The sequence below is a fragment of the Rathayibacter sp. VKM Ac-2927 genome (assembly GCF_022815525.1).
In the GTDB taxonomy this organism is placed as follows: Bacteria; Actinomycetota; Actinomycetes; order Actinomycetales; family Microbacteriaceae; genus Rathayibacter; species Rathayibacter festucae.
This window is the reverse complement of record NZ_JALGRT010000002.1, coordinates 554,915-567,084: the sequence shown is the minus strand read 5'-3', so window position 1 is coordinate 567,084 and position 12,170 is coordinate 554,915. Positions and strand designations below refer to the sequence as shown.

The following is a 12,170-nucleotide window of genomic DNA, read 5'->3' as shown; positions in this document are numbered from 1 at the left end:
TCGTGAGCATCACCAGCACCCTGCACCTCAACTTCCGCGGCCGCGCGAAGGAGGCGCTCGAGTTCTATCACTCGGTCTTCGGGGGCGACCTCGTCCTCGCTCCCTACGGGGACGTCGAGGCGGGGCAGAGTTCCGCCCAGTCCGAGCAGATCGCCTGGGGGCAGGTGACGGCGCCGAACGGGTTCCACGTCATGGCGTACGACGTGCAGGACTCGCTGCCGTACGCGGCCGGCGAGAACGCGTTCTACGTGTCGCTGCGGGGCAACGAGAGCGCGGAGATCGAGCGCCTCGGCACCGCCCTGGCGGAGTCGGAGGGGGCGGTCGTCCACGTCCCGTTCGGGCCGTCGGTGTTCTCGCCGCTCTACGGCAAGCTGACCGACCGCTTCGGGGTCACCTGGATCATCGACGTGGTCGTGCCCTGGGCGGGATGAGCCGCTTTCTGCAGGTGCCGCGCGCAACATCAGTTGAGAAGGGGGTCCCTCCGCTGTCGAGGGAGGGCGGGTGCTCTCAGCTGATGTTGTGCGCGGCGATGCCTCCGGGGGTGGATCTCGAGACGTCTGCGGGGCGGGCTGCTCGATCAGCCTGAGGCGGGCGCCCAGCGCGGGCTCCTCGATCGGCAGTAGTGCGGGTGCGGCGCGTTCATGCTGGTCGAGTGGCCGCGGAGCGGCGTATCGAGACCGGGGGCGTGCAGGGGTGGATCTCGATACGCCCGCGAGCGGGCTACTCGATCAGCATGGAGGACCCGCGGAGCGGGCTACTCGATCAGCACGGAACGGCGCGCCCTGAGGCCGCGCCTCGATCAGCATGAAAAAGGGGGCGCGCCCAGTGGGCGCTCCTCGGGCGGCGCGGCGTCGGTCGGCGTGGGGTGGGCGTCAGGCGGCCGGGGCGGCCGTGGACTCGCGGACGATGAGGGTGGAGGCGAGGCGGACGGTGGGGGTGTCGACGGGGTCGCCGGCCGCGAGCTTGAGCAGGAGGCGGGTGGCCTCGGAGGCCATGCTCGAGAGGGGCTGGCGGACGGTGGTCAGCTGCGGGCTGACCCAGCGGCAGAGGTCGACGTCGTCGAAGCCGACGACGGAGAGGTCCTCGGGGACGCGGAGGCCGCGGTCGCGGGCCGCGAGGTAGACGCCGTAGGCCTGCTCGTCGGAGCCGCTGATGATCGCGGTGGGGCGCTCCGGGAGGTCGAGCAGCTCGCCGCCGAAGCGCACGCCGCCGCTGATCAGCGAGTCGCCGTTCCGGACGAGCTCCTTCGCCGCCTCGACGCCGGCGCGGCCGAGCGCGCTGGTGAAGCCGTCCAGGCGGTCCTGGTGGCACTCGAGCTCCATCGGGCCGGTGACGAAGCCGATCCGCCGGTGGCCGAGCGCGAGCAGGTGCTCCGTCGCCTCCCGGCCGCCGACCCAGTCGGTGGCCGACACGGTCGCGAACGACTCCGTGTCGCTGCCCTGCGGATCGATGGCGACGACCGGCACCTTCAGCTTCCCGAGCCGCTCGCGCGCCTCCGCCGTGAGGTCCGACACCACGAGCACGATGCCGTCCGAGCCGCGGGAGGCGATGCGGTCGATCCAGTCGGGCGCGCCGGCCCCGCCGTCGTGGGTGACGTTGAGCACCAGGTCGACGCCCGACCGGGAGGCCTCCGCCTGGGCGCCGCGGAGCAGCTCCGTCGCCCACTGCGTCTCGAGGCTGGAGACGACGAAGTCGATCAGCGTCGCGGATCGCTTGGCCTTGCGTCGCGCATAGCCGTGGTCCTCGATCAGGCGCTCGATCTCGTGCCGCTTGGGGGCCGAGATGCCGGGCTTGCCGTTGAGGACGCGGGACACCGTGGGGATGGAGACGCCCGCCGCCTCGGCGATTTGCGCGAGAGTTGCGCCGGATTCCGTCATGCGACACCGCCTTCCTGCTCAGCTCCCGAGGTCTTGACCTCTCGGTCCTCGTCACTTTACACTGCAACTCGTGCGCAACTTGCGCAGTAAGTTGCAAGCAAGTTTTGCGAGTCGCCCGAGGAGGCGGCGCCGCACCTCGATCCACGGACACTCCGCGACGACGCGGAGCGAAGGAGTAGCGCGATGTCGAAGAAGACGTTCGGTTGGCCGAGGAGGGCCGCGCTCGTCGCGGCCGGTGTCCTGGCGGTCTCGCTCACCGCCTGCAGCGGCGGCGGGGGAGGAGCCTCGAGCGATCCCGGCTCCGCCACCGAGGGCTCGATCACCTGGTGGGGCTGGACCCCGGACAAGCCGCTGGCGGACAAGCTGATCGCCTCGTTCAACGAGGAGTACCCGGACATCGAGGTGGAGTTCGTCTCGAAGCCGATCGACAGCTACGACTCGGTGCTCGGCCCGGCCATCACCTCGGCCGACGGCCCCGACGTCTTCAACGTCGCACCGGGCTCTGCGAACGGCGGCGTCGAGACCTTCCAGGCGGGCGCCATCGACCTCGGCCCCGCCGTCGAGGAGGAGCTCGGCGCGGACTGGCAGGACAAGCTGGCCGCCTCGGGCGTCGAGGGCCTCGCCGTCGACGACAAGGTGGTCGGCCTCTCCGCCGGCGCCGTCTACTCCGGCAGCATCTGGGTCAACCAGGACATGCTCGACGAGGTCGGCGTCACCGCGCCGACCACCTACGACGAGTGGGTCCAGGTCTGCCAGACCCTCGAGGCGGCCGGCAAGGGCTGCTTCGTCCAGGGCGCCGGCCAGTGGGCCTTCGACATGGACACCTTCGAGGCGATCATGCAGAACATCGAGCCCGGCGCCTACGCGAAGGCCGCCGCGGGCGAGATGGACTACACGGATCCCGCCTTCGAGCAGGGCCTGCAGATCTGGAAGGACCTCTTCGACGACGGGATCATGCAGGAGGGCGCCATCGGCCTGCAGCAGTACCCGGACGCCAACAACGCCTTCATGTCCGAGAAGTACGCGATGGTGATGATGGGCAGCTGGTACACCCAGTACACCGTCCGCGACTCGATGATCACCGCGATGGAGGCCGCCGGAGTCGCCGACCCCGAGCCGTTCACCATGGTGCCGATCCAGTTCCCGGACGTCGCGGGCACCGGGAACGTCGGCGAGATGTTCGGCGACGCGGACTACGGCCTCGCCGTGAGCACCAAGTCCGACGCGCAGGCCGCGGCGACCACCTTCGCCGTCTGGCTGACCACCTCCGAGGCCGGTCAGACCGCCGTCGCGAACACGCTGAACGACATCCCGTCGCTGGCGGGGGTGCAGCCCGACTGGGACGGCATCGACCTCGTCGCGCCGGACGCGCAGCTGGACGCGCTGAAGGAGTACACGGCGACGGCGAGCGCCGCGACCGATCCGCGCTTCGCGACGGTCAGCGCGGATCTCAACACCGCCTTCCGGGACGCGCTGATCGGCGTCGCCTCCGGTGACACGGACATCGACCAGGCCCTCCAGGGTCTGCAGTCCGTCGTCGACGACCAGAAGTAGGACCGAACCCTCCTCGCGGGCGGCCGACCGGGCCGCCCGCGACGGGCATCAGGCAAGGGAGCTGAGATGACAACGGCCATCGCGAGATCCGGGGCGGGAGCGCCCGACCGCGCCGCTCGGGGCGTGGAGCCCGCCCCGCAGCGCCGGCGGAAGCGGATGCTCCTCGGGCCCGGGATGATCTGGATCCTCCCGGCGATCGTCCTCGTGCTGGGGATGATCTACTTCGCCATCGGCTACACGGGGTACGTGTCGACGCTCGACTGGAACGGGTTCATTTTGAGCCCGTCGGAGTCGGTGGGCGCGGACAACTTCGTGCAGATGTTCCAGGACCGCGTGTTCTGGGGCGCGATCGGGCACACGGCGGTCTTCTTCGTCGTCACCTTCGCGGTGCAGACGGCGGTCGGCTTCACCTTCGCGGCGATCATGCACTCGCGGATCGCCCTCGCGCCGCTCTACAAGGTGCTCATCTTCGTGCCGACCGTCCTCGCTCCGGCGTCGATGGCGCCGGTCTTCCGCTCGATCTTCGACGTCGACGGGCAGTTCAATCAGCTGCTGCGCGGCGTCGGGCTGGGCGGGCTCGCCCACCCGTGGCTCGCGGATCCGGCCACGGCGATGCCGGTCGTGATGGCCGTCACCGTCTGGCAGTGGACGGGACTCACCTTCATCCTCTTCTACGCCGCGATGGCGCAGATCGAGCCGGAGATCCTCGAGGCGGCCCGGATCGACGGGGCGAGCAACCTCCGCACCCTCGTCGCGATCGTCTGGCCGATGTGCAAGGGCACGACGATCGCGCTCGCCACGCTGGGGATCATCGGGGCGCTGAAGACCTTCGACGTGCCGTACCTGGTGACCAAGGGCGGCCCGAACCACGCGACCGAGTTCCTCGGCACGTACATCTACCAGACCATGGTCGCGGAGAAGCACTTCGGCTACGCGGCCGCGATCTCGATCGCCCTTCTCGTCCTCGCCGTCGGCGGCGGCGTCCTGATGAACCTGCGGCGCCGCGCCGACGAGAGCTGAGGCCCGACGTGTTCGAACTCCGCACGGTCCGCTCGCGCATCGGCGTGCAGCTGCTCGCGACCGTCATCGTCCTCCCGTTCCTCTTCGCGCTCGTCGCGATGGTGCAGGGCTCGCTGGCCGGCGCCGGCTGGGGCAACTACGGCAAGGTCTTCGCGACCGGCGTCGTCCCCACCTACTTCCGGAACACGATCATCGTCGCGGTCTCGACCGTCGCGATCGTCTACGTCCTCACGATGCTGGCGGCCTTCGGCTTCGCCAAGCTGCGCATCCGCGGCAAGGAGGTGTGGTTCTGGCTGCTGATCGCGGCGCTGACCATGCCGGAGGCGGTGCTGCTGACGCCGCTGTTCGTCACGGCGTCGACGCTCGACGTCTACAACCAGCTGATCGCGGTGATCCTGCCGCTGGCCGCGCTGCAGGTGCCGTTCACGGTCCTGCTGGCCCGGAGCTTCTTCGCCGGGATCCCGACCGAGCTGATGGACGCCGGCCGCGTCGACGGGGCGAGCATCGTCAAGGTCTTCTGGTACATCGTCCTGCCGCTGACCCGGCCGATCGCCGGCGCGATCGTGGTGCTCACGCTGATCAACAGCTGGAACGCGTTCCTGCTGCCGCTGCTGATGCTGAACGACCCGGACAAGCAGGTGGTGACCCTGCTGCCCTCGTTCTTCACCAGCCAGTACACCAACGACCAGACGGGGGTCCTGGCCGCCTCGGTGATCACGGCGGTCCCGGTGATCGTCGCGTACCTGCTGCTGCAGCGCTCCTTCGAGCGCGGCCTGGCCGCCGGAGCGCTCAAGTGAGCGCCCGGCTGGACGGGGCGCTCGCCGTCGTCACCGCCGGCACCGCGGGGATCGGGCGGGCGATCGTGCTCCGCCTGGTCGCCGAGGGGGCCGACGTGATCGCGACCGGCACGAGCGAGGAGCGGGCGCAGGCCCTGCGGGAGGACGGCGGCGGTGCCGTGCGCACCGTGGTCGGCGACGGCTCGACGCTCGAGCACCTGGACGAGCTGGCGCGGGCCGTCGGCGAGGACGGCCGCGCCGTCGACGTCCTGGTCCTCAACGCCGGGCGCGACGTGGAGGCGACGCCGATCGTCGACACCACTCCGGAGATGTTCGACCACGTGAGCGACCTCAACTTCCGCGGCACCTTCCTGACCGCCCGGAGCATCGTGCCGGCGATGGCGGACGGCGGGCGCATCGTCCTCGTCTCCTCGATCGCCGGGCACAACGGCGGGCCCGGGCACTCCGTCTACAACGCGACCAAGGCGGCCGTGCGCTCGCTGGCGCGCACCCTGACGGCCGAGCTCGCCGACCGGCGGATCCGCGCCAACGCGGTGAGCCCCGGCCCGATCGCCACCGCCGGCTTCGACAAGTTCACCGGAGGCTCTGCAGCCGTCGAGCAGGCGGTCGCCGCGCAGATCCCGGTCGGCCGCATCGGCCGACCCGAGGAGGTCGCCTCGGCGGTCCTCTTCCTCGCGACCGCGGAGTCGAGCTTCATCGCCGGCGCCGAGCTCGTCGTCGACGGCGGGATGACGCAGGCGTGACAGCGACGACGACCCGATCCCCTCCGCAGCACGACGGCACGATCGAGCACGACCCCGTATCGACAGAGAGAAGGTCCGACATGACTGAGCCGATGACGTTCGCGGTGGTGGGGACCGGCTGGCGCTCCGAGTTCTACCTCCGCCTGGCCCGCACCGCCCCCGAGCGGCTGCGCGCCGTGGCGATCGTGGCGAACTCGTCCGCCGCCGAGGAACGGATGAGCGCCCGCTGGGACGCCCCCGTCGTCCGGACGCTGGAGGAGGCCCTCGCCCACCGGCCCGACTTCGTGATCGCCGCCGTCTCCTGGCCGTCGATGCCGGGCGTGACGATCCGGCTCGCGGAGCTCGGCGTGCCGGTGCTCGCGGAGACCCCGCCCGCGCCGACCGCCGACGGGCTGCGCGAGCTGTGGAGCGCGCTCGGCGCCTCGGCCCGGGTGCAGGTCGCGGAGCAGTACATGCTGATGCCCGGGCACGCGGCGCGGCAGGCGGTCGTCCGGAGCGGCGCGATCGGCGAGGCCACCGCCGTGCACATCGCGTCCACGCACCTGTACCACGCGACCAGCCTGATCCGCGGCTTCCTCGGCGCCGGCATGGCCGAGGCCGTGGTGAGCGCCCGCGCCTTCACCGCGCCCCAGGCCGATCCGCTGACCTTCGACGGCTGGCGCGAGGACCCGTCGCCCGAGCCGCGGACCACGACGATCGGCACCCTCGACTTCGGCGACGGCCGGATGGGCCTCTACGACTTCGTCGACAACCAGTGGTGGAACCCGCTGCTCAGCCGGCGGATCGTGATCCGCGGCTCGCTCGGCGAGATCGCCGACGACAGCGTCACCCACCTCACCGAGGAGGGCGTGATCGTCTCGCCGATCTCCTACCGGCGCACCGGCATCGACATGAACCTCGAGGGCAACGAGGTGGTCACCGCCTCCTTCGAGGGCCGGATCGTCTGGCGCAACGAGTGGGTCGGGACCCGGCTGTCCGAGGACGACCTCGCCGTCGCCGACCTCCTCGAGGCGACCGGGCGGTGGGCCCGCGACGCCGGCCCCGCGCCCTACCCGCTGGCCGAGGCCTGCCAGGACCATCTCCTCGGTCTCGCGATCGAGGAGTCCGTACGAACCAGCGCCGATGTGCGCGTGAGCAAGGAAGCGTGGGCCTGATGCCTCTCGTCACCATCGAAGTCGCCGACACCGTCCCCGAGGAGACCCGGTTCGCCTACGCGGAGGCCGTCAACGCGGGCCTCGTCGAGGGCCTGGGCATGGATGCGGAGGACCGCTTCCAGGTCATCCACCCGCTGCCCGCCAGCCACCTCGTCGCCGACCCGCACTACCTCGGCGGCGACCGCCGCGACGTGGTCTACGTGCGCGTCCTGATGGTCCGGATGTACGACAAGGAGACCAAGGCCGCGATGTTCGAGGCGGTCGCCCGCCGGCTCGAGGCCGAGGGCGTCCGCCCGGACGACGTGTTCATCGCGATCACCGAGAACACGCTGGACGACTGGTACCCCGGCGCTCGGGGCGAGCGTGGCTGACCTCGGCGCGCGCACCCTCACGACCGACGTCCGGGTCGTCGACGAGCAGGGCCGGCCGGTCGCCGGCGTGGACGTGACCACCGAGCAGCTGCGGCACGCGTTCGGCTTCGGCAGCATCGGCTTCGACTTCCTCGACTGGCTGGGCGGCCCGCCGCTCTCCACCGGCGGCGACGCCTCGGAGTTCTTCGGCGGCAGGGTCGACTCCGATCCGCAGCTGCTCGCCGACGCCTGGCTGGGCGTCTTCGACACGGTGACGCTGCCCTTCTACTGGCGGGCGTTCGAGCCCGAGCGCGGGCGCCCCGAGACCGAGCGGCTGCGCCGGACGGCCGAGTGGTTCGCCGCGCGCGGCGTCCGGGTGAAGGGCCACCCGCTGGTCTGGCACACGCTGGCGCCGGAGTGGCTGCTGCCGCTCGAGGACGCCGAGGTGGAGGAGGTGCTGCGCGCGCGGGTCCGCCGCGAGGTCGCCGACTTCGCCGGGGTCGTCGACGTCTGGGACGCGATCAACGAGACGGTGATCCTGCCGCGCTTCACGGCGGAGCCGAACGCGATCACCCGGCTCGCGCAGCGCCTCGGCCGGGTCGGCATGATCCGGCTGGCGTTCGAGGAGGCCCGCTCGGTCGGCTCGGGCGGGCGCTTCGTCCTCAACGACTTCGACCTCTCCAGCGAGTACGAGCACGTGATCGAGGAGTGCCTGGACGCGGGGATCGCGATCGACGCGATCGGCCTGCAGACCCACATGCACCAGGGCTACCGCGGCGAGGACCGGATCGCCGAGGTGATCGAGCGCTTCTCCCGCTTCGGCCTGCCGCTGCAGATGACCGAGACGACCCTGCTCTCGGGCGACCTGATGCCGCCCGAGATCGGCGACCTGAACGACTACGTCGTCGACTCCTGGCCGAGCACCGAGGAGGGCGAGGCGCGGCAGGCGGACGAGCTCGTCCGGCACTACCGGAGCGTCCTCGCGCATCCGGCGGTCGAGTCGCTGACCTACTGGGGGCTGACCGACGACGGCGCCTGGCTCGGGGCGCCCTCCGGGCTGCTCCGCCGCGACGGCAGCCGGAAGCCCGGCTACGACGCGCTGCAGGACCTGATCCGCCGCGAGTGGTGGCACGCCGCGACGACCGCGAGGACCGGGGCGGACGGCTGCGTGCCGCTCCGTGGCTTCGCCGGGCGCTACCGGGTAACGGCCGGCGGCGCGTCGGTCGAGGTCGAGGTGTCGGCCGGGAGCGGCCCGATCGCGGTCGTGGTGCCGCGATGAGCATCGAGGCGGACGAGGAGCGCGTGCAGGCCGCGGCCGGGACCCGGCTCACCGAGTCGCGCGTCGCGGCGGCGGCGGCCGCGACTCCGGCGGTGCTCGGTTCCTCCCGGCAGGAGCGGGCGGGCTGGCTCAGCCGGATCGCGGCGCGGCTCGACGAGGCGCGCGACGAGCTGGTCGAGGTGGCCGAGCCCGAGACGCACCTCGGCGTCGAGCGGCTGCGGGGCGAGGTGGCGCGCACGACCGGCCAGCTGCGGCTCTTCGCGGACGTGCTCGAGGAGGGCTCGTACCTCGAGGCCTCGATCGACGTCGCCGGCACGATCGGCGGCGACGGCTCGCAGGAGATCCGCCGCTTCCTCCGCCCGCTCGGGCCGGTCGCGGTCTTCTCGGCCTCGAACTTCCCGTTCGCCTTCTCGGTCGCCGGCGGCGACACCGCGTCGGCGCTCGCCGCGGGCTGCCCGGTGCTGGTGAAGGCGCACCCCGGGCATCCGGAGCTGTCGCGGCGCACGGCCGCCGTGGTCGACCGGGCGCTCGAGGAGGCCGGCGCCCCGCGCGGGACCTTCGAGCTCGTGGAGGGGCGCGAGGCCGGGCTCGTCCTGGTCGCGGCGCCCGAGGTGCGCGCCGTGGCGTTCACCGGCTCGCTGCCGGGGGCGACCGCGCTGATGGACGCGATGTCCGAGCGCGCCGAGCCGATCCCGTTCTTCGGCGAGCTCGGCAGCGTGAACCCCGTGGTGATCACCCCCGGCGCGGCCGAGGAGCGCGGATCGGCGCTCGCGGCCGAGCTGGTCGCCTCCTTCACGCTCGGCGGCGGGCAGTTCTGCACCAAGCCCGGCGTGGTCTTCGTGCCGGCGGCGGATCTCGATACGCCCGCGGAGCGGGCTGCTCGATCAGCATGGGCCGGCGGCGGCGCCCCTCCATGCTGGTCGAGCAGCGCGCAGCGCGTATCGAGACCCGCGTTCCGCCAGGCGGTGGCCGAGCGGGTCGAGAGTCTGCCGGGGACGGTGCTGCTCACCGAGCGGATCGCCGACTCCTTCGCCGCGGTCGCCGGCCGGCTGCAGTCGGCGGACGGGGTCCGAGTCCTCGCCCGCGGTGCGCAGGCCGACGGGACGACGCCCGTGGTGCTCGTGACGACCGTCGACGACTTCGTCCGGCACAGCGACGTCCTGCTCGAGGAGTGCTTCGGCCCGCTGACGCTGCTGGTCGAGTACCGCGCGCCGGAGGAGGTGCTCACCGCGCTCACCCACCTGGACGGATCGCTGACCGCCACCGTGCACAGCGCGCCGGGCGAGGACATCGGCGGGCTCGTCGCCGTCCTCGCCGAGCGCTCCGGCCGCGTCGTCTTCGGCGGCTGGCCCACCGGCGTCAGCGTCACCTGGGGCCAGCACCACGGCGGACCGTGGCCCGCCACGACCTCGCAGCACACCTCGGTCGGCGCGACCGCGATCCGGCGCTTCCTCCGGCCGATCGCCTACCAGGGGGCACCGGCCTCCGCGCTGCCGGCCGACCTCACCGACGCGGGCCTGGCCCGCCTCCCTCACCGCCGCGACGGCAGATCGGTCCCCCGATGAACGACGAGACCCCCGGCCGGCCCACGGGCCTCGGCCCGGTGATCCGCACCGGCCGCGCCGTCCGCAGCGCCCAGTGGTACGGCGGCGACGACCGCAACACCTACCTGCACCGGGCGTGGATGCGCCGCGGCACGCCCGACCACGCCTTCGACGGCCGGCCGCAGATCGCGATCGCGAACACCGCCTCCGACCTCTCGCCGTGCAACTCGCACCTCGACGAGGTCGCGCAGAGTGTGAAGAACGGCGTCTACGAGGCCGGCGGGATCCCCTACAACCTGCCGGTCATCTCGCTCGGCGAGACGACCGTCCGGACCACCGCGATGCTCTGGCGCAACATGGTCGCGATGGCCGCGGAGGAGCTGTTCCGCGCCAACCCGATCGACGGTCTGGTGCTGCTCGGCGGCTGCGACAAGACCATCCCGGCGCTGCTGATGGCCGCCGCCAGCGTGGGGATCCCGGCGATCGTGGTGCCCGGCGGGCCGATGCTGAACGGGACCTTCCGCGGCAGCACGCTCGGCTGCGGCACCGACGTCTGGCGCCTGAGCGAGGAGGTGCGGGCGGGCGCGCTCGACAGCGACTACTTCGTGCAGTCCGAGTCCTCGATGATCCGCAGCCGCGGGCACTGCAACACGATGGGCACCGCGTCCTCGATGGCCTGCGTCTCGGAGGCGCTCGGCATGACGCTGCCCGGCGTCGCGGGCGTCCCCGCCTCGGACAGCCGGCTGCTGCAGTTCGCGCACGCGACGGGCAACCGCGTCGTCGCGATGGTGGCGGAGGAGCTCGCGCCGGCGGACGTGATGACGAAGGCCGCGTTCCACAACGCGATCGTGGCGCTCGCCACGATCGGCGGATCGACGAACGCCGTGGTGCACCTGCTCGCGATCGCCGGCCGCCTCGGCGTCGAGCTCGACCTCGACGACTTCGACCGGATCGGCGCCGACGTCCCGCTGCTGGTCAACCTGCAGCCGGCCGGCGCGCACCTGATGGAGGACCTCTTCCGCGCGGGCGGCTTCCTCGCCGTGATGAACGAGGTGCGGCCGCTGCTGGATCCGACGGCGGTGACCGTGCTCGGTACGCCCTTCGTCGACGAGCTGCCGGGGCACGAGGTCTGGGACCGCGACGTGATATGCACGGCCGAGTCGCCGCTGCTGCCCGCGGCCGGCATCGCCGTGCTGCGCGGGAACCTGTCGCCGACCGGCGCGATCATCAAGCCGGCCGCGGCCACGGCGGCGCTGCTGCGGCACCGCGGTCCGGCGGTCGTCTTCGACTCGGTCGAGGACATGCACGCGCGGATCGACTCGCCGGAGCTCGACGTCAGCGCGGACTCGGTGCTGGTGCTGCGCGGCTGCGGTCCGCGCGGCTACCCGGGGATGCCTGAGGTCGCGAACATGCCGCTGCCGAAGCGCCTGCTCGACGCGGGCGTGCGCGACATGGTGCGGATCTGCGACGGACGGATGAGCGGTACGGCCTACGGCACGATCGTGCTGCACGTCACGCCGGAGTCGGCGGTCGGCGGCGCGCTCGGGCTGGTGCAGGACGGCGACCTGATCGAGCTCGACGTCCCGGCGCGGACGCTGACGCTGCTGGTGACCGACGAGGACCTCGCGGCCCGCCGTCCCTCCGCCGCGACCACGGCCGCCTACGCGGCGCCCGTCCGCGGCTGGGAGCGGCTGTACGTCGACCACGTCGAGCAGGCCGAGCGCGGCGCGGACCTGGACTTCCTGACCGGCGCGACCGGGCCCGGCGTGCTGCGGGAGTCGCATTGAGCGGGGCGGGGCGGGACCGCCCGATGCACGACGAGGGGACCACGACGACCGGCACGACAGGAGGA

General features: G+C 72.3%; 11 protein-coding genes. 10 read left to right on the top strand and 1 reads right to left on the bottom strand.

The window, feature by feature from the left end; translation table 11 throughout:
* Window positions 1-2 precede the first annotated feature (2 nt).
* On the top strand, window positions 3-431 hold the full coding sequence (locus MT353_RS07835; RefSeq protein WP_243598083.1) for a VOC family protein: 429 nt from the start codon (window positions 3-5) through the stop codon (window positions 429-431).
* Window positions 432-872: 441 nt separating this feature from the next.
* Here the strand turns inward: MT353_RS07835 and MT353_RS07830 are convergent, their stop codons facing one another.
* Window positions 873-1,877 (bottom strand): LacI family DNA-binding transcriptional regulator, encoded by a 1,005-nt coding sequence (locus MT353_RS07830; protein WP_243598084.1) that lies wholly within the window; start codon window positions 1,875-1,877, stop codon window positions 873-875.
* Between the two features lie 183 nt (window positions 1,878-2,060).
* On the opposite strand from MT353_RS07830, the gene MT353_RS07825 reads away from it, so the two are divergent.
* From MT353_RS07825 to MT353_RS07785, 9 genes are all read left to right on the top strand, one after another.
* A complete protein-coding gene (locus MT353_RS07825; protein WP_243598085.1) occupies window positions 2,061-3,431 on the top strand; it encodes an ABC transporter substrate-binding protein in 1,371 nt (456 codons plus the stop codon).
* A 66-nt stretch (window positions 3,432-3,497) separates the two neighbouring features.
* A complete protein-coding gene (locus MT353_RS07820; RefSeq protein ID WP_208110594.1) occupies window positions 3,498-4,451 on the top strand; it encodes a carbohydrate ABC transporter permease in 954 nt (317 codons plus the stop codon).
* Between the two features lie 8 nt (window positions 4,452-4,459).
* Window positions 4,460-5,248 (top strand): carbohydrate ABC transporter permease, encoded by a 789-nt coding sequence (locus MT353_RS07815; RefSeq protein ID WP_123446885.1) that lies wholly within the window; start codon window positions 4,460-4,462, stop codon window positions 5,246-5,248.
* Window positions 5,245-5,991: an SDR family NAD(P)-dependent oxidoreductase gene (locus tag MT353_RS07810; RefSeq protein ID WP_243624043.1), complete on the top strand. Its 747-nt coding sequence runs from the start codon at window positions 5,245-5,247 to the stop codon at window positions 5,989-5,991. The genes MT353_RS07815 and MT353_RS07810 overlap by 4 nt, the downstream gene beginning before the upstream one ends.
* Before the next feature lie 80 nt (window positions 5,992-6,071).
* Window positions 6,072-7,145, top strand: a complete 1,074-nt coding sequence (locus MT353_RS07805; RefSeq protein ID WP_243624042.1) for a Gfo/Idh/MocA family protein — start codon at window positions 6,072-6,074, stop codon at window positions 7,143-7,145.
* Window positions 7,145-7,516, top strand: coding sequence for a tautomerase family protein (locus tag MT353_RS07800; RefSeq protein WP_243624041.1), 372 nt, complete (start codon window positions 7,145-7,147; stop codon window positions 7,514-7,516). Before MT353_RS07805 ends, MT353_RS07800 begins: the two co-directional genes overlap by 1 nt.
* Window positions 7,509-8,774 (top strand): endo-1,4-beta-xylanase, encoded by a 1,266-nt coding sequence (locus MT353_RS07795; protein WP_243624040.1) that lies wholly within the window; start codon window positions 7,509-7,511, stop codon window positions 8,772-8,774. The genes MT353_RS07800 and MT353_RS07795 overlap by 8 nt, the downstream gene beginning before the upstream one ends.
* Window positions 8,771-10,339, top strand: coding sequence for an aldehyde dehydrogenase (NADP(+)) (locus MT353_RS07790; protein WP_243624039.1), 1,569 nt, complete (start codon window positions 8,771-8,773; stop codon window positions 10,337-10,339). The genes MT353_RS07795 and MT353_RS07790 overlap by 4 nt, the downstream gene beginning before the upstream one ends.
* The gene (locus MT353_RS07785; RefSeq protein ID WP_243624038.1) at window positions 10,336-12,105 is read left to right on the top strand and encodes an IlvD/Edd family dehydratase; all 1,770 of its coding nucleotides are present in this window, start codon (window positions 10,336-10,338) and stop codon (window positions 12,103-12,105) included. The genes MT353_RS07790 and MT353_RS07785 overlap by 4 nt, the downstream gene beginning before the upstream one ends.
* The last annotated feature ends 65 nt before the right edge of the window (window positions 12,106-12,170 follow it).